The following is a 16,269-nucleotide window of genomic DNA, read 5'->3' as shown; positions in this document are numbered from 1 at the left end:
ACGGGCAATCATTGGGGCGCGGGAACAAGCCCGGCCATACGGCAGACTTCCTCCCATTCGTCCGGAGTGACCGGCTGCACGGAAAGGCGCATCGAGGTGACGAGGGCCATTTTTTCCAGCGTGGGGTTTGCCTTGACGTCCTTGAGCGTCACCGGTTTCGGCACGTCCCTGACCGCACGGATGTCAACGCACTCCCAGCGGGGATCGTCCGTGGTCGAATCATGATGCACCAGCGCGCAGACCTCGACGATGCCGACGACTTCGAGACCTTCATTGGAATGGTAGAAGAAACCCTTATCGCCCAACTGCATGGCGCGCATATTGTTGCGCGCGAGATAATTGCGCACGCCGGTCCATTCGGTGCCCTTGGCGCCCGCTTCCTTCTGTTTCTCCCAGGACCATGCATCGGGTTCGGATTTGAAAAGCCAGAATGCCATGTTTGAACCTATTTGCTGTCTGGATTCTTGATTGCCCAATTCCATGGGCGGATATCGACCGATGCAAACAGACCAGCCTTGGCATAGGGGTCGTTTGCGGCGATTTCCCGGGCACCGGCGACATCAGAAGCTTCGATCACAACCAGACTGCCGTTGGGCTTGGAATCTTCCCCGAGGAAAGGCCCTGCGAATTTCAGGCGGTCGCCAAGACCGTTGAGATAGTCAAGATGCGCGGCGCGGGTATCGAGGCGCACCTGCAGATGGCCGGGCTTGTCGTTGCAAAGTAGAGCATAGAGCATTCGGTTTCTCCGATACGGACAATCAGATTTCTAATCTTCGTTTTTCAGTGGTCTTGCAAGCAGGGCTTCGACCGCCTCGTCAATGGTAATACTGCGGTCCAGAATGCGCGCAACCGCTTCGATGATCGGAGCTTCGATAGAGTGCCGGGCGACCAGCTCCGCGGCAATAGCCGCCGTCGCCACGCCTTCCGCCAGCGGTCTGCCGGTCAGGTCATCGCCCCGCCCGAGGGCAAGGCCGTAGGAATAGTTGCGTGACTGGGAGGTCGAGCAGGAGAGCAGCAGATCGCCGAGGCCGGAAAGGCCCATGATCGTCTCGGGCCGGGCACCCAGTGCGTGACCCACCCGCCGCAGTTCGACAAACCCACGCGTGACAAGCGCCGCCTGTGCGCTGGCGCCAAAACCCCGGCCAATGGCTGCACCGGCGGCAATGGCAAGCACGTTCTTCAGGGAGCCGCCGATCTCGACGCCGACAAGGTCGTCCGTCGAGTAACAGCGAAACGTTGGGCCTGAGAGGGCCAGCGCAATACGGTCTGCCACGGCCTGGCTTTCCGCGGCAACGGTCACGGCGGTTGGCAGGCCTCTTGCCACGTCGCTGGCAAAGCTGGGCCCGGACAGCGCCGCGATCAGCTGATCCGGGATGATTTCCCTGACCAGACTGGACATCAGCAGACCGCGTTTGCGATCAATGCCCTTGGCGCAGATGATCAGCGGTACTGCCCTCGGGATCAGGGGCTTCAACTCCTCGAGAGCGCCCGCCATGGCCTGCGCCGGAATGACGCAAAGAATGAAATCGCTGCCCGAAAGAACGCTCGCTGCGTCTGTGCTGGCGGTCAATGGCGCTGGCAGGTCAATGCCCGGCAGGTAGGTTTCATTGCGGTGAAGCGTGTTGATGGAATGCACACTGGCGGCGTCGCGGGCGTAAAGGCGCACATCATGTCCATTGTGCGCCGCCATGGCGCCAAGAGCCGTGCCCCAGGCACCACCACCAAGAACTGCAATCTGATGTCTGGGATTCATGCCTTGGCTCCCCGGCGTCCGGCGCCGATCAGGGGGGCGGATTGCATGTCCAGCGGCCAGCGCGAACGCGGCGCGATATCGAGCGAATCGGCGGCCATATGCCCGGCCCGTTCCACCCCGGCCCAGGCGATCATCGCCGCATTATCGGTGCACAGCGTCATGGGCGGCGCAATGAAGCGGAAGCCGTTGCCGGAGCACAGATCCTGCAGGCAGGTCCGCAGGACCTTGTTGGCAGCAACACCACCGGCGACGACCAGCGCGGGTTCCTTCACATCAGGAAATCTGGCGCGGAAACGAGCAAGCGAGCGCGATACGCGGTCATTCAGCGTATCGGCAACGGCAGCCTGAAACGCGGCGCAGATATCGTTCACATCCGTCTGCGACAGCGGTTCCAGCGTGGTTGCCAGCTGGCGCACGGCTGTCTTCAGGCCGGAGAAGGAGAAGTCGAGCCGCTCCTCGCCCTTGAGCGGCCTTGGCAGGGAAAAGCGGCTGGAATCGCCGGATTGCGCCGCCTTTTCCACTTCGGGACCGCCGGGATAGGGCAAGCCAAGCAGTTTTGCTGTTTTGTCAAAGGCTTCGCCGAGGGCATCGTCGATGGTCGTGCCAAGCCGTTCATAATCGCCGAGGCCCTTGACCAGCACCATCTGGGTATGGCCGCCGGAAACAAGGAGAAGCAGATAGGGAAAATCGATCTGGTCGGTCAGACGGGGCGTCAGGGCATGACCTTCGAGATGATTGATGGCGTAAAACGGCTTTTGCGCGGCCATGGCAATGGCCTTGCCGGTCATGAGGCCGACGATCAGCCCGCCGATCAGGCCGGGACCAGCGGTTGCTGCCACCGCATCAACCTCATCCAGGGTCATGTGGGCCTCATGCAGCGCCTGTCCGATCAGCCGGTCGAGCACTTCCACATGGGCACGTGCGGCAATCTCCGGCACGACGCCGCCATAGGGTGCGTGGTCGTCAATCTGGCTCAGAACCACATTGGAGAGAATCCGTCCGTGACCTTTGTGGTCGCGCTCAACGACCGCAGCAGCCGTTTCGTCACAGCTTGTTTCTATGCCCAAAACCCGCATCGATGACCCTGACATCCTTCGCCGCATTGCCCGTTGCACAAAAGCCCGTTAGTTAGGGCCGGATAATTCAAACTCGCGTAACACGGACTGCGACTAATGCAAACAAAAACGCTCAAGATCGGTACACGTGGGAGTGCGCTTGCACTCGCACAAGCCCGTGAGACGTGTGATCGGCTGGTTAAAGCCCATGGTCTGCGCGAAGACGACATCGAAATTGTGGTGATTTCGACCAGCGGCGACCGGATTCAGGATCGCCCGCTGTCGGAGGTTGGCGGCAAGGGGCTGTTTACCCTTGAAATCGAAGAGCAACTGGCGGATGGCCGCATTGATCTGGCCGTGCACTCCTCCAAGGATATGCCGACTTTCCTGCCCGAGGGCCTGCATCTCTCGGTTTTTCTGGAGCGCGAAGATCCGCGCGATGCCTTCATCGGTCGTACCGTGAAAACGCTGACGGAATTGCCTTCGGGTGCGGTTGTCGGTTCCGCCTCGCTGCGGCGCCAAGCCTTGATTCTCAAATCGCGGCCGGATCTGAAGGTTGTAAACTTTCGCGGCAATGTGGAAACGCGCCTTCGCAAGCTGGCCGATGGTGATGTGGATGCCACTTTCCTGGCCTATGCGGGTCTGCGCCGCCTTGGTCTTGGCGATGTGGCGACCGCCCTGATGGATGTAGCAAGCTTTCCGCCGGCACCCGGACAGGGAGCGATCACGCTGGAAACCCGAATCGGCGATGCGCGAATTGACGCACTGGTTGCGCCGCTCAATCATTTTGCAACCTCGACGGCGCTGGCCTGTGAACGCGCCTTCCTCGGCACGCTCGATGGTTCGTGCCGCACACCCATCGCCGGTCTTGCGACGATTTCCGGCAACACCCTGACCTTCCACGGCATGATCCTGCTGCCGGATGGTACGGAAGCCCATGAAGTGGCCGGCGAGGGCGATGTGGCGGATGCAGCCGCCATCGGGCGGGATGCGGCCGCCCGCGTCAGGGCAAAGGCTGGAGCGCATTTCTTTACGGATTGGCTCTGATGGAAAAAACTGTTCTGGTTACACGGCCCCTGCCAGCTGCGACCAGAACCGCCGACCGGCTGCGCGTGCAGGGCTATGTACCCCTGCTGTTGCCGCTCACGGAGATTGTTCCCCTGAACCCGGCCGTGCCTGAAGGCACCTTCAATGCGTTTGTCGCCACAAGCGCCAATGCGCTGGTCCACGCCAGCGAAGCCCTGCTTGCGCCTTATCTCCAGTTGCCCTGTTTCACCGTGGGTGAGGCAACCGCGGATGCGGCACGCGCCCGCGGCTTTGAGACGGTGACAACGGGCGATGGCGATGGAGAATCGCTGGCGGAAACGATCATTGAAGAGCTGTGTTCAAGTGACTCTCTGCTTTATCTGACCGGCCACGTCAGGTCGCCGGGCTTTGAGCGCGCCGTGGCGAAAGCAGGGTTCCGTTGCTCTTCCATATCGGTCTACGACACAATTTCAGTCAGTTATACAACTGAGTTTCTGACCAAAATGCTCGGGTCAAGAAATATTGATTGCTGTCTGCTGTATTCGCGCATGAGCTCAGGCGTCCTGTCAACTCTGGCCGAGGCCGCAGGATTGACGCATCTCTTTGATAAGACGCTCTTTTTATGCCTTTCTCAGCGTATCGCCGATGATCTCAAGGGCTTCAACAAACCGTCGGTCAGGATCGCCCGCAGGCCGGATGAAGATGCGCTGTTTGACCTCCTGGAAGGGACGCAGGACGATAGGTGAATGGCATTCGTCGCTGCATGACGTTTCCGAAGCGGAACTTCCCTGCTAGCTTGGGGTTTCAGTCAACCTAATTGTTCTGAAGAGAGTGTCCATGGCCAAATCATCCGTTCCCCGTCATTCCAAGTCAGCCCGGAAGCCTGTGACGATAGAACTGGAGCCATCGGATATTGTGAAAAGTGCCCCGGCCGGTGTGAGCGTACCGCAACCGGAGCCGGTCGGCTTCAGCCCGAAGATGGATACCAAGCCACAGCCGCCGAAAGACGAGCCGGTAAAAGCGGCCTCTGCGGCCAGCGCTGAAACGGCGATGGCAGAAGAGACATTACAACAGGGCACGTCGTTTGGCCGGTCGCCATCTGGCGAAGCGTCAACACCAGCGGCTCCGGCATCTGTTGCTGCTGCGCCCAAGACAGGCGATCCGCTTGGACGTTTGACGGCCGGACTCATCGGCGGCGTGGTGGCATTGCTTGGTGCGACCGCGCTGCAATGGGCTGGCGTATTGCCATCGCCCAAAGCCGACCTTTCAGCCGTGCAGCAACAGATTGCCGAATTGCGCGCCGCCGCTCCGGCGAAGACCAGTCTCGACGAGGGCGCACAGGTTGCATTGAACGGCGCCGTGGAAAACGCCAAGCAGGCCTTGGGTCAAGTGTCCGGCATTGCCGCCGACGTAAAAGCTCTGAAGCAAACCCTGGCGGATGCCCAGACCAAGGCCGCCGGCACAGGAGGTTCTGTTGATACCGGTGCCATCGATGCGCGTATCGCATCGCTCGAAACGCAACTGACCGCCAGTCAGCAGAAAGTGGATCAAGCCGCCGGCGCACTTGCGGGGGAGGCACAGACGTCAGCAGCCTTGCAGACGCGGCTCGATGCGCTGGAAACGAAAGTGCAGGACAATGCCGGCCAGAACACCATGGCACTGGCCATCGCCGCCACCGGCCTGAAGTCGGCGATCGACCGGGGCGGGCCCTTTGCGGCGGAACTCGACACATATCTTGCTGTCGCGCCGGCCTCGGCTGACGCCGAGGGGCTGCGTACTGCCGCTTCGGCCGGTGTTCCGACTGTCAGCATGCTGGCGAGCCAGTTCGCCGACGTGGCGACAAAAATCATTGCGACGACGCGAACGGTTGATCCCAATGCGGGTATTGTCGACCGGCTATGGGCAAGCGCCAGCGCACTGGTGGAATCGCGCCCCGTGGGCCTTGTCGAGGGTGAAGGCGTTGCTGCCATCACCGCACGCATAGAGGCGCATCTCAATGGCGGTGATCTGCCTGCCGCCATTGCCGAATGGGACAAGCTGCCCGAATCGGCCAAAGCCGTCTCGACCGATTTCGCCAATGCCATGCGCACCCGTCAGAAGGCAGGCGAGATCGTTTCCAAGGCGCTCTCCAATGCATTGACCGGCATGAAGACGCCGGCTGCAGCGCAGTAAGGGAAGATGACCATGATCAAAGTTCTGTCCTTCCTTGTCGTCGTTCTGGTGCTGGGGTTTGGTTTTGCATGGCTCGCCGACCGGCCCGGCGATCTCGTCGTCACCTTTGCCGGGATGCAGCACAAGGTCAGCCTCATGGTGGCCGCGTCCGCCATCGTGGCGCTTGTGGCCGCTGTCATGCTGGTCTGGTGGATCATCAAGAGCGTTATTGGCTCGCCCTATGCCCTGCGCCGCCATTTCCGGGCCCGCAAGCGTGATCGCGGCTATCAATCCCTGTCCACAGGTCTGATTGCCGCGGGTGCGGGGGACGGGCAAACGGCCCGGCGCATGATCAAACAGGCGGAAAAACTCCTCAATGTCGATCAGGAGCCGCTGATCAAGCTTCTGGACGCGCAGGCAGCCATGCTGGAAGGCCGTTCGGACGATGCCAGGGCGAAATTCCAGGCGATGCTGGATGATCCGGAGACCAAGCTGCTCGGCCTGCGCGGGCTTTATCTCGAAGCGCAACGCCTTGGTGCGCGGGATGCGTCGCTGCAATATGCCGAACAGGCAGCGCTTCTGGCACCCAACGTCGAATGGGCCTCTACGGCGGCCCTTGGCCAAAAAACCGCCCATGGCGATTGGGATGGCGCGCTGGAATTGCTGGAGAGGCAGAAAACCGCCAAGCAGATCGACAAGGACACGGCAAAGCGGGAACGTGCCGTTCTCCTGACCGCCAAGGCGCTCGATACGTTCGAAAGTGATCCGGTCGGATCGAAACCCATTGCCATCGAGGCGAACAAGCTCGCGCCTGATCTGATCCCGGCCGCCATTATCGCGGCAAAGGTGCTGTTCCAGCAGGCCGATCTGCGCAAGGGCTCGAAAATTCTGGAGCATGTGTGGAAGAAGCAGCCACACCCGGAAGTGGCGGAAACCTATGTGCATGCGCGCCTGGGAGATTCCGTGTTCGATCGTCTGAAACGCGCCCGCCATCTGGCTTCGCTCTATCCGCACCATGCGGAATCGAACCTCGCCATAGCCCATGCGGCGCTGGCTGCCGGTGAATTGAAGGAAGCGCGCGAGGCTGCCGAGACCGTGTTGCGCACGGCGCCGCGCGAAAGTGCCTATCTGCTGCTGGCCGATATCGAGGAGGCGCAGACGGGCGATCAGGGCCGGGTGCGCCAGTGGCTGTCACGGGCCGTCAAGGCGCCCCGCGATCCCGCCTGGACCGCTGACGGCTATGTTTCCGAGCGCTGGGCTCCCGCTTCGCCGGTCACCGGCAAGCTGAATGCGTTCGAGTGGAAGGTTCCCGTCGAGCAATTGGGAACGGTAATCGATGCGCGCGATGATTTTGACAGTGCGCTGGCAGCCAAACCCATCCAGTCTGCGCCCGGGCGCGAGCCCGCCGAGCCATTGATCCCGGCGAAGTCCATGGTGGTATCTGCCGAAAAACCGGCGGCACGTGTTGTTGAAGCGGATGCCGATATTGCGGACGCGGAAATTGTACCCGCAGAGCCTGCGGTGAAGCCCGTGGCGGCAAAACCGGAAGAGCCCCATGCCCATGAACGCATTGCGTCCGTCCTGCCGTCTCTGGCGGAAACGGCGCCTGCGGCGGTGCAGAACGCGGAAGAAAAACTGGTCATTCCGGTGCCGGATGACCCGGGCGTGCTGGCTGACGACGAGGAAGATCGGCCCAACAAGAAGTTCCGTCTTTTCTAGAGCTTTTTCCGGTCGGTGTGGCCGGAAATGCTCCGGTGTGGCGATCCTAACACATTAATTTCAATAGCGGTCTTTGCGGCAAGATGCACAATGGCAGGGCCGTGTCAGCCAAGCTATCAGTTGATTCGGCTCATTGATAACAACGTTGAGAGATCCGTATTGATGCTGGACCGCCTTGTCACCTTCTTCAAAGCTTTGCCTTCAGGCGAAAGCGGGAAAGGCCATTTTTCCAGGAATGATCCGCGCCTTGCGGCGGCCGCGCTGATGTTTCATGTCATGGATGCGGATGGCGAGCGGCGCAAGGTGGAACGCAAGCGCCTGTCACAGCTGATTTCCGAAGCCTACGGGCTCAAAGGCGAAGCCTTGAAGCGTCTGCTCGAGGACAGTGAGCAGGCGGATCAGGAAGCCGTCGATCTCTACAGCTTTACCAGTGTGCTCAAACGCAATCTTGACGAAGCGGCGCGAATTCACTTCATTGAACTGATGTGGGACGTGGTTTTCGCCGACGGCTCTGCGCATGAGCTGGAAGAAAATGTTGTCTGGCGGGTTGCGGAACTGATCGGAGTCTCGTCCCGTGACCGGGTCACGATGAAGCAGAAGGCAGCCCTGCGCGCCAAACAGGCGGTGCAAGAGGAATAGGATCAGAAGCATGTTCCAGACAGACTGGATGGAGAACAGGCAAGTGAAGCGCCCGAAAATCCTCACGGTACTGCATCAGGAACGTTCAAGTCCCGGTCGCGTCGGCCAGCTGCTGCTGCAATCCGGCTTTGATCTGGATATTCGCCGCCCGCCGCTTGGCGATGAGCTGCCCGAGACGCTGGAGGACCATGCGGGCGCTGTCATCTTTGGCGGCCCCATGAGCGCCAATGACCCCGATGAATTCGTTGACCGGGAAACCGACTGGCTGTCCGTGCCGCTTGCGGAAAACAAGCCCTTTCTTGGCATTTGTCTTGGTGCGCAGATGCTCGCCAAGCATCTTGGAGGCACGGTCGGTCCGCATCCGGAAGGACTGGTGGAAATCGGCTGGTATGAACTCGAAGCCACTGAGGCCGGCAAGGCTCTGATGGAGTGGCCGCCCATGGTGTATCATTTTCACCGCGAGGGCTTTGACCTGCCGCGCAGCGCCACGCTTCTGGCAACGGCCAAGGCCTATCACAACCAGGCGTTTCGCTATGGCGAAAATGCCTGGGGGGTGCAGTTTCACGCGGAATTGACCCGCGCCATGATGCAGCGCTGGGTGGTGCGCGGCTCGGAACGCTTCACCATGAACAATGCCCAGCACGGCCGCCAGCATCTGGAAGGCCGACTGGTCTATGACGCGGTGCTGAAAGCCTGGCTCCAGCGTTTTCTTGGCACGATCTTCGGCGCGCCGGTTCCGGCTTAGCCGTCTATGTCCGGCCCTGCAGGTTGCGTGCCTTGCGCAATTGCGGGAACCGGTAAGCCCACAGGCCCGCGACGGCAATCGTACCGACACCGCCGAAGACGACGGCAGGGATGGTGCCGATCAGCGATGCCATGATACCGGCGCGGAACTCACCCAACTCATTCGACGCGCCGACAAAGACCATGTTGACCGCATTGACGCGGCCGCGGACGTGGTCTGGTGTCCAGAGTTGCAGGAGGGTTTCCCGGATATAGACGCTGATCATGTCAGCCGCGCCCATCAGGGCCAGCAGGGCGATGGAGAGCCATGCGAGGTTGGATATGCCGAACATGACGGTGAGCAAGCCGAACAGCGCGACAAACAGGAACATGATCATGCCGGCATGGTCGCGAATGGGATGGCCGGCCAGCCAGAGCGCAGTCAGAATGGCACCGATGCCTGGCGCTGCCCGCAGCATTCCAAGCCCCCAGGGGCCGAGCTGCAGGATATCCCGGGCATAGACCGGCAGGAGCGCTACGGCGCCGCCGAGCAGGACGGCAAACAGATCGAGCGAAATCGCGCCGAGAACGACTTTCTCTTTCCAGATGTAGTGAAAGCCTGCCAGCAGCGTCTGAAGCGATTTTTTCTCGGTAAGCGTATGCTGGGCGGGTTTGGGGATGGAGAAAATGCAGATCGTGGCGGCAGCCAGCAGGACCGTCGCTATGCCGTAGGCGATGGCGGGCGACAGGCCGTAGAGCAGGCCGCCTGCCACAGGGCCCACAATCGTGGCGATCTGCCAGGCGGAGGAGTTCCACGATACGGCGTTCGAAAATACTTCGGTTGGCACCAGATTGACGACCAGTGAGGCGGAAGCCGGTCCAAGAAAAGCGCGCCCCACGCCGAAGCCGGCGAGAATGGCAAAGACGGTGAGCGGGGTGAACGTGTGGGTGAGGGTCAGCAGCAACAGCAGCGCGGCGCAGATCACTTCCGCACCCAGTGCAAGCCCCATGATGAAGCGGCGGCCAAACCGGTCTGCGGCGGCACCGGTGACGAGAACCAGCAGCAGTGAGGGGGCGAACTGGACGAGCCCGACGAGGCCGAGATCAAAGGGATCGCGCGTCAGATCGTAAATCTGCCAGCCGACGGACACGCTGATGATCTGGATGGCAAAGGAGCCGAAGAAGCGCGCCAGCCAGTATCGTGTGAAGGATGAATGGCGAAAGGCGGCATAGCGATCATGCGCCGCGTTCGTTTCTGAGAGGGACATTGCGATGAAAGGCTCCGGAATCTGGAAACCTCTTCTAGAACAAATCCGGCCGAAGGGGGATCAATAAATATGAATTATTATATCGTTTGAGCAGGGCGAAAAAATGCGCCGGATCAACCGGCCCGAAATCACGCTTGGGGGGATTGAGAATTCAGTCCTTGCCGGGAATACCCTTCCGGGTGATTGCCGGACAACAGCGCTGCCGGCGTCAGCCATGGTTGGGACAGCAAGACCAAACGCAACTCCAAGAGAGCAGCTGCCTCTTGCTCGAAAGCACGCCAATCGCTACATGTCGTTATTATCAGGAGAAACCCATGCTCGCCCTTCTCGAAACCATCAATCTGGCGCTAACGCTCTATTCCTACGTCATCATTGCCAGCGCAATTTTCTCATGGCTCCATGCGTTCAACGTGATCAACTCAAGCAATCACTTTGTCGCTTCGATTGGTGAGTTTCTGTATCGCGTGACGGAACCAGCGCTGCGCCCCATACGCAGGTTCATTCCGGATCTGGGCGGCATCGATATCTCGCCCATCATCCTCCTGCTGATCATTTTCTTCCTTCAGCGGTTTCTCGCAACGACGATTGCGCCAGCGCTGCTTTAAGTCAGCGCCTTGGCTTTGCGCGCGGGCTTCTTTCGCAAAGAGCGCGATGGCGTCACGCTCTTTGTCCGGTTGACGCCAAAGTCAGCCAAAGACGCGGTGGAAGGTGTTGAAGCAACGGATGACGGCAGAGCGCATCTGAAAGCGCGCGTGCGGGCGGTACCGGAAGATGGAAAGGCCAATGCGGCGCTGGAAAAGCTGCTGGCAAAATGGCTTGGCATTGCAGCACGGGATGTTTCCATTGGCGCAGGCGCCACATCGCGGCTGAAGCAGGTAAAGATTTCGGGCGATCCGCAGGCGCTGGCAATGAAGCTGGCCGCACTTGGATCGCCCGAGGAATAAATCAGGCCTTCTTGGCGTTGTGACGCTCGATGGCTTCGGTGATCAGCTTGCGGGCCGCATCTTCATCGCCCCAGTCACCGATCTTCACCCACTTGCCGGGTTCCAGATCCTTGTAGTGTTCGAAGAAATGCTGGATCTGCTTCAGGGTGATGTCGGGCAGGTCCGTGTAGTTGTGGACCTTCTCGTAACGCAGTGTCAGGTGCGGCGACGGCACGGCGATGATCTTTTCATCCTGGCCCTTGTTGTCTTCCATAACCAGAACACCAATGGGGCGCACGTTGATCACGCTCGTGGGCATCAGGGCGCGGGTGTTGCAGATCAGAACGTCAATCGGATCGCCATCATCCGACAGGGTGTGCGGCACGAAACCGTAATTGCCGGGATAGGTCATCGGGGTGTGCAGGAACCGGTCGACAAACAGGGCGCCGGAATCCTTGTCGAGTTCGTATTTGATCGGCTGGCCGCCGACTGGAACCTCGATGATTACGTTGACATCTTCAGGAGGATTATTGCCGACCGAAATGGCATCAATGCGCATATTTTCAGAGTCCTTGTTGGTTTGGGAGTGCTGTAAAGATTTTTACGGCCTGGCGCAAGAATTGCATCGCATATCTACGTCCCGAAAACGCGGGAGCAGGCCGAATTGACCGAAATAAGCGCTGGCAAGGCCACGAAGCGGCAGACAGCACAACAAATAGTGCGCTTCGAAATGACGGGATGACCCGCCGCTTCGCGGGTGGGGGAAAGCATTTCCGGTGATCAATTCCAGACGAAGGCGATTTTCTTCAGTGTCTTGCCTTCGAAACATTCGACGCCTTCGGCCACATCCTTGCCGCCTGCGCTGGCATAGAAGCTGACCGCAAGATCATTGTCCTCGAGCGCCCAGACGACCATGCCCTTCAGCCCCTGATCGATGAGGCTGCGGCGCGAGGCGCCCAGGAGCCGCGTCCCCAGACCCAGTCCCTGATACTCGGGACGGATGTAGAGTTCATAGACTTCGCCTTTCTGCGGCAGCTGCCGCGCCCGGTTGGGGCCCAGCGTGGCATAGCCGGCGACAACGCCGCCAATGTCGGCGACGAGAATTTGCGTGGAGCGGCGAATGGCTCTTGCCCACCAGTCGGCACCGCGGCGATGCAGCATTGTATTGAGCGAACGATGTGGAATGATACCCGTATAGGCACCTTGCCAGGCAGCCAGATGCACGGCGGAAATTGCGCCCGCATCGGCCAGTTCTGCACGTCTGATCTCGGTCACATGGGTGTTCATGATTTCTTAACCATAGACCCGGGCGCTGGGATTTCGCAACTGGCTTTCAAAACGATTTTTCGTGTCGTGCACCAAAAAGAAAAAGCGGCGAAAATCGCCGCTTTCTCCGATTGTTAAGCCGTCACATCTTCGCCTTATGCGGCGCCGGCTGTCTTGTTGCTCTTTTCAAAACGCTTGCGTTCGTTTGGATCGAGGTAGAGCTTGCGCAGGCGGATGGACTTCGGCGTGACTTCCACCAATTCGTCATCCTGAATCCACGACAGGGCGCGTTCCAGCGTCATGCGGATCGGTGGTGTCAGCTTGACGGCTTCATCCTTGCCGGCAGCGCGGATGTTGGTGAGCTTCTTGCCCTTGAGCACGTTCACTTCCAGGTCGTTGTCGCGCGAGTGGATGCCGATGATCATGCCGGCATAGACCTTGACGCCGGCTTCGATAACCATCGGGCCGCGATCTTCAAGGTTCCACATGGCGAAGGCAACGGATTCACCCTGGTCGTTGGAGATCAGAACGCCGTTGTTGCGACCGGAGATTTCGCCTTTGAAGGGCTCATAGGCGCGGAACAGGCGGTTCATGATCGCCGTACCGCGTGTATCGGTCAGAAGTTCCGACTGATAACCGATGAGGCCGCGGGTCGGTGCGTAGAAAACCATGCGGACGCGATTGCCGCCGGATGGACGCAGTTCGACCATTTCGGCCTTGCGCTCGGACATCTTCTGCACGACCGTGCCGGAATATTCCTCGTCGACGTCGATCAGCACTTCCTCGATGGGCTCGAGCAAGTTGCCGTTCTCGTCCTTCTGCATGACGACGCGCGGACGCGATACGCCAAGCTCGAAACCTTCGCGGCGCATATTCTCGATGAGAACGGCGAGCTGCAATTCGCCGCGGCCCGATACGAAGAACGAATCCTTGTCGCCGGATTCCTCGACCTTCAGTGCAACATTGCCTTCAGCTTCCTTGAGGAGGCGGTCGCGGATGACGCGGCTGGTGACCTTGTCGCCTTCGGTGCCGGCCAGCGGAGAATCGTTGACGATGAACGACATGGTCACTGTCGGCGGATCGATCGGCTGGGCATGCAGGGGCTCGGTAACTTCCGTCGCGCAGAATGTATCGGCAACCGTGCCCTTCTGCAGGCCGGCAATGGCCACGATGTCGCCCGCATGGGCTTCGTCGATCGGCTGGCGCTCAAGACCGCGGAATGCGAGGATCTTGGAGATGCGGCCGGTTTCAAGCTGGGTGCCGTCGCCGTGCAGTACCTTGACCTGCTGGTTCGACTTGACCGTGCCGGAATGGATGCGGCCGGTGATGATGCGGCCAAGGAAAGGATCGGCTTCGAGAATCGTGCCGATCATCTTGAACGGGCCTTCGCCGACGGTTGGCGCTGGCACATGTTCGAGAACCATGTCGAAGAGGGCGGACAGACCCTGGTCCTGCGGACCTTCCGGGTTGCGTGCCATCCAGCCATTGCGGCCTGAACCGTAGAGGATCGGGAAGTCGAGCTGCTCGTCGGTGGCATCCAGAGCGGCAAAGAGATCAAAGACCTCGTTGACGACTTCCTCGTAACGCGCATCCGGGCGGTCGATCTTGTTGATCGCAACGATCGGGCGCAGGCCAACCTTGAGAGCCTTGCCGACCACGAACTTGGTCTGCGGCATCGGGCCTTCGGCCGCGTCAACGAGAACGATCGCGCCGTCCACCATGCTGAGGATACGTTCGACTTCGCCGCCGAAGTCGGCGTGGCCGGGCGTATCGACGATGTTGATGCGTGCGTCCTTCCAGACAACCGAAGTGGCCTTGGCGAGAATGGTGATCCCGCGTTCCTTTTCGATGTCGTTCGAATCCATCATGCGTTCGGCAACGCGCTGGTTGTCACGGAAATTGCCGGACTGTTTCAGAAGTTCGTCGACAAGCGTGGTTTTGCCATGGTCAACGTGTGCGATGATCGCGATGTTGCGCAGTTTCATGAGTTTCTCTTTTGGAGGATTGAGGACGCACACATGCTGGCGCCGCTTTGCATTTGCGCGCTCCTTACATGTTTTTTCGCAAATGCGAAAGGGGGGATGCGCGTTTGGATGGCCGCTGTCTGCATTACAGCTATGCGGATGTAACGGTTCTCGGGCGGTCCCGCGCGCGGCAAATCCGGGAATTTGCCGCGCGATTGGTCAAAGAAGGGTGCCGGAAAGAAAGACCAGCGCAATCGAGAAATAGATCACCAACCCGGTCACATCGACCAGCGTGGCCACGAAGGGTGCGGAGGCACTGGCAGGGTCGAACCCGATTTTCTGCAGGATGAAGGGCAGCATGGAGCCGACAAGCGAACCGAAGGTTACGATGCCGATCAGGGCGGCGCCGACTGTCGCTGCAATTAGCATCCAGTGCGGGCCGTAATTGTAAAGGCCGGCCATCTGCCATGTGGTGATGCGGACAACGCCGATCAGGCCGAGGAAAGACCCAAGCGCCAGGCCGGTCGGCAGTTCCCGCAGCGCAACGCGCCACCAATCCTTCAGGCGCAGTTCCTGCAATGCCAGAGCCCGGATCAGCAGGGATGTGGCCTGGGAGCCGGAATTGCCGCCCGAACTCATGATCAAAGGAATGAACAGGGTGAGAACCACGGCCTTTTCCAGTTCGCCCTCGAAATACTGCATGGCGCTGGCCGTCAGCATTTCGCTGAGAAACAGCACGCCAAGCCAGCCGGCGCGCTTGCGCAGCATCTGGACGAACCCGATCTGCATGTAGGGCTTGTTGAGCGCCTCCATACCACCGAATTTCAGGGTATCCTCGGTCATTTCCTGGGTCATGGCGTCGATCACATCATCGACGGTCACGATGCCGATGATGTGATTGTCGTCATTCACCACGGGAACAGCGAGCAGATCGTGCTTGCGGAACAGCCGGGCCACGTCTTCCTGATCGGTGAGCGGGCCAACCGTGACCGGTGCCACGTCGCGGCCGACGCTCATGATGGAGTCGTTCGGTTCGCTGGTGATCAGGCGGCGCAAGGCGACGGCGCGCTGCAGACCCTTGGTCTTCGGATCGGTCACATAGATCGCATAGATCGTTTCGCGCGAGCGTTCCACCTCACGAATGTGCTGAAGCGTTGCAGCGACGCTCCAGTTGGCGGGAACGCTGACGAATTCCGTCGTCATCAGGCTGCCGGCCGTATGGGGCGGGTAATGCAGGAGCTTGCGCAGTGCTGCCTTGGTTTCCTGGCCGAGGCTGGCGGCAAGACGAATGCGGGTTTCATCGTCGAACTGCTGGAAAATATCCGTCACGCGGTCTGCCGACATGGCATCGAGCAATTCCCGCGCAATGACGGGGGGAAGCGCGGTGATAATCTCGGCGGACGAATGGAGTTCCGGCTGATCCAGAATCAGAACCGCGTGATCCCGCGGCATTTCTGCCAGAATGCCGACTGCATCCTCGACATCGAGCTCATTGAGCAATTCGACAGCATCAGCAGCCTGCATGGACGCAAGCTGTTCAGCCACATTGGATGCCGTTGCCAAATCAGCATTGGCTGCATCCTGGTTTAAGCGAAGGTCGTTCATTTTAGCTCGCCTTTCCGTCGATCCGCCGTCATGGCTGATCGGGGCGAGCTGATCTCTTGGAATCAGGCCACGATCGCCGATGACGGCGCAAACAATCGACTGTAACTGTCGTCGCTGGGCATAAGAGATAGACTCCGGTTTGGTGATACGCGGTTGAAAATATATCAGCTGCGTGCT

At 59.9% G+C, this 16,269-nt stretch carries 17 protein-coding genes; 8 read left to right on the top strand and 9 right to left on the bottom strand.

Going from position 1 to position 16,269, the window contains the following annotated elements:
- Window positions 1-8 precede the first annotated feature (8 nt).
- The 4 genes from J1W56_RS13840 to tsaD are packed head-to-tail and all read right to left on the bottom strand — an operon-like array spanning window position 9 to window position 2,829.
- The gene (locus tag J1W56_RS13840) at window positions 9-437 is read right to left on the bottom strand and encodes an EVE domain-containing protein (protein ID WP_223613857.1); all 429 of its coding nucleotides are present in this window, start codon (window positions 435-437) and stop codon (window positions 9-11) included.
- Window positions 438-445: 8 nt separating this feature from the next.
- Window positions 446-736, bottom strand: a complete 291-nt coding sequence (locus J1W56_RS13835) for a YciI-like protein (RefSeq protein WP_223613856.1) — start codon at window positions 734-736, stop codon at window positions 446-448.
- Between the two features lie 30 nt (window positions 737-766).
- Window positions 767-1,753 (bottom strand): NAD(P)H-dependent glycerol-3-phosphate dehydrogenase, encoded by a 987-nt coding sequence (locus tag J1W56_RS13830; protein ID WP_223613855.1) that lies wholly within the window; start codon window positions 1,751-1,753, stop codon window positions 767-769.
- Window positions 1,750-2,829 (bottom strand): tRNA (adenosine(37)-N6)-threonylcarbamoyltransferase complex transferase subunit TsaD, encoded by a 1,080-nt coding sequence (gene tsaD, locus J1W56_RS13825; protein ID WP_223613854.1) that lies wholly within the window; start codon window positions 2,827-2,829, stop codon window positions 1,750-1,752. Before tsaD ends, J1W56_RS13830 begins: the two co-directional genes overlap by 4 nt.
- A gap of 96 nt (window positions 2,830-2,925) precedes the next feature.
- On the opposite strand from tsaD, the gene hemC reads away from it, so the two are divergent.
- The 6 genes from hemC to J1W56_RS13795 all read left to right on the top strand — a co-directional run bounded on the left by hemC (window position 2,926) and on the right by J1W56_RS13795 (window position 9,088).
- A complete protein-coding gene (gene hemC / locus J1W56_RS13820) occupies window positions 2,926-3,855 on the top strand; it encodes a hydroxymethylbilane synthase (protein WP_223613853.1) in 930 nt (309 codons plus the stop codon).
- Window positions 3,855-4,580 carry a uroporphyrinogen-III synthase gene (locus tag J1W56_RS13815; protein WP_223613852.1) on the top strand — a complete coding sequence of 242 codons (726 nt, stop codon included), beginning with the start codon at window positions 3,855-3,857 and terminating at the stop codon, window positions 4,578-4,580. Before hemC ends, J1W56_RS13815 begins: the two co-directional genes overlap by 1 nt.
- A 91-nt stretch (window positions 4,581-4,671) precedes the next feature.
- Window positions 4,672-6,006, top strand: a complete 1,335-nt coding sequence (locus J1W56_RS13810; protein WP_223613851.1) for a COG4223 family protein — start codon at window positions 4,672-4,674, stop codon at window positions 6,004-6,006.
- 6 nt (window positions 6,007-6,012) lie between these two features.
- Window positions 6,013-7,704: a heme biosynthesis protein HemY gene (locus tag J1W56_RS13805; RefSeq protein ID WP_223613850.1), complete on the top strand. Its 1,692-nt coding sequence runs from the start codon at window positions 6,013-6,015 to the stop codon at window positions 7,702-7,704.
- A gap of 162 nt (window positions 7,705-7,866) precedes the next feature.
- Window positions 7,867-8,343, top strand: a complete 477-nt coding sequence (locus J1W56_RS13800) for a tellurite resistance TerB family protein (protein WP_105734250.1) — start codon at window positions 7,867-7,869, stop codon at window positions 8,341-8,343.
- A 10-nt stretch (window positions 8,344-8,353) separates the two neighbouring features.
- Window positions 8,354-9,088 (top strand): glutamine amidotransferase, encoded by a 735-nt coding sequence (locus J1W56_RS13795; protein ID WP_223613849.1) that lies wholly within the window; start codon window positions 8,354-8,356, stop codon window positions 9,086-9,088.
- 4 nt (window positions 9,089-9,092) lie between these two features.
- Here the strand turns inward: J1W56_RS13795 and J1W56_RS13790 are convergent, their stop codons facing one another.
- On the bottom strand, window positions 9,093-10,334 hold the full coding sequence (locus J1W56_RS13790; RefSeq protein WP_223613848.1) for an MFS transporter: 1,242 nt from the start codon (window positions 10,332-10,334) through the stop codon (window positions 9,093-9,095).
- A gap of 314 nt (window positions 10,335-10,648) precedes the next feature.
- Between J1W56_RS13790 and J1W56_RS13785 the strand changes: the two genes are divergently transcribed.
- Together J1W56_RS13785 and J1W56_RS13780 are read left to right on the top strand one after the other, a co-directional pair.
- A complete protein-coding gene (locus J1W56_RS13785) occupies window positions 10,649-10,939 on the top strand; it encodes a YggT family protein (RefSeq protein ID WP_223613847.1) in 291 nt (96 codons plus the stop codon).
- Between the two features lie 15 nt (window positions 10,940-10,954).
- Window positions 10,955-11,278, top strand: coding sequence for a DUF167 family protein (locus J1W56_RS13780; protein ID WP_223614132.1), 324 nt, complete (start codon window positions 10,955-10,957; stop codon window positions 11,276-11,278).
- 1 nt (window position 11,279) lies between these two features.
- On the opposite strand, the gene ppa is transcribed toward J1W56_RS13780, so the two are convergent.
- The 4 genes from ppa to mgtE form a co-directional block, all read right to left on the bottom strand.
- Window positions 11,280-11,816, bottom strand: coding sequence for an inorganic diphosphatase (ppa, locus tag J1W56_RS13775; protein WP_105734254.1), 537 nt, complete (start codon window positions 11,814-11,816; stop codon window positions 11,280-11,282).
- Window positions 11,817-12,037: 221 nt separating this feature from the next.
- The gene (locus tag J1W56_RS13770) at window positions 12,038-12,544 is read right to left on the bottom strand and encodes a GNAT family N-acetyltransferase (protein ID WP_223613846.1); all 507 of its coding nucleotides are present in this window, start codon (window positions 12,542-12,544) and stop codon (window positions 12,038-12,040) included.
- A gap of 134 nt (window positions 12,545-12,678) precedes the next feature.
- Entirely contained in the window at window positions 12,679-14,508 is a 1,830-nt protein-coding gene (gene typA, locus J1W56_RS13765) for a translational GTPase TypA (protein ID WP_223613845.1), read from the bottom strand.
- 198 nt (window positions 14,509-14,706) lie between these two features.
- Window positions 14,707-16,092 (bottom strand): magnesium transporter, encoded by a 1,386-nt coding sequence (gene mgtE, locus J1W56_RS13760; RefSeq protein WP_223613844.1) that lies wholly within the window; start codon window positions 16,090-16,092, stop codon window positions 14,707-14,709.
- Window positions 16,093-16,269 lie beyond the last annotated feature (177 nt).

It is taken from the genome of Phyllobacterium calauticae, assembly GCF_019991125.1.
GTDB classification, from domain to species: domain Bacteria; phylum Pseudomonadota; class Alphaproteobacteria; order Rhizobiales; family Rhizobiaceae; genus Phyllobacterium; species Phyllobacterium calauticae.
Note: the sequence above shows the minus strand (reverse complement) of the source record. Positions and strands in the feature narration are given on the sequence as shown.

Bases quoted from the DNA above. Each gene is read 5' to 3' on its own strand.
- J1W56_RS13840 (WP_223613857.1), bottom strand. From the start codon at position 437: ATGGCATTCTGGCTTTTCAAATCCGAACCCGATGCATGGTCCTGGGAG.
- J1W56_RS13835 (WP_223613856.1), bottom strand. From the start codon at position 736: ATGCTCTATGCTCTACTTTGCAACGACAAGCCCGGCCATCTGCAGGTG.
- J1W56_RS13830 (WP_223613855.1), bottom strand. From the start codon at position 1,753: ATGAATCCCAGACATCAGATTGCAGTTCTTGGTGGTGGTGCCTGGGGC.
- tsaD (WP_223613854.1), bottom strand. From the start codon at position 2,829: ATGCGGGTTTTGGGCATAGAAACAAGCTGTGACGAAACGGCTGCTGCG.
- hemC (WP_223613853.1), top strand. From the start codon at position 2,926: ATGCAAACAAAAACGCTCAAGATCGGTACACGTGGGAGTGCGCTTGCA.
- J1W56_RS13815 (WP_223613852.1), top strand. From the start codon at position 3,855: ATGGAAAAAACTGTTCTGGTTACACGGCCCCTGCCAGCTGCGACCAGA.
- J1W56_RS13810 (WP_223613851.1), top strand. From the start codon at position 4,672: ATGGCCAAATCATCCGTTCCCCGTCATTCCAAGTCAGCCCGGAAGCCT.
- J1W56_RS13805 (WP_223613850.1), top strand. From the start codon at position 6,013: ATGACCATGATCAAAGTTCTGTCCTTCCTTGTCGTCGTTCTGGTGCTG.
- J1W56_RS13800 (WP_105734250.1), top strand. From the start codon at position 7,867: ATGCTGGACCGCCTTGTCACCTTCTTCAAAGCTTTGCCTTCAGGCGAA.
- J1W56_RS13795 (WP_223613849.1), top strand. From the start codon at position 8,354: ATGTTCCAGACAGACTGGATGGAGAACAGGCAAGTGAAGCGCCCGAAA.
- J1W56_RS13790 (WP_223613848.1), bottom strand. From the start codon at position 10,334: ATGTCCCTCTCAGAAACGAACGCGGCGCATGATCGCTATGCCGCCTTT.
- J1W56_RS13785 (WP_223613847.1), top strand. From the start codon at position 10,649: ATGCTCGCCCTTCTCGAAACCATCAATCTGGCGCTAACGCTCTATTCC.
- ppa (WP_105734254.1), bottom strand. From the start codon at position 11,816: ATGCGCATTGATGCCATTTCGGTCGGCAATAATCCTCCTGAAGATGTC.
- J1W56_RS13770 (WP_223613846.1), bottom strand. From the start codon at position 12,544: ATGAACACCCATGTGACCGAGATCAGACGTGCAGAACTGGCCGATGCG.
- typA (WP_223613845.1), bottom strand. From the start codon at position 14,508: ATGAAACTGCGCAACATCGCGATCATCGCACACGTTGACCATGGCAAA.
- mgtE (WP_223613844.1), bottom strand. From the start codon at position 16,092: ATGAACGACCTTCGCTTAAACCAGGATGCAGCCAATGCTGATTTGGCA.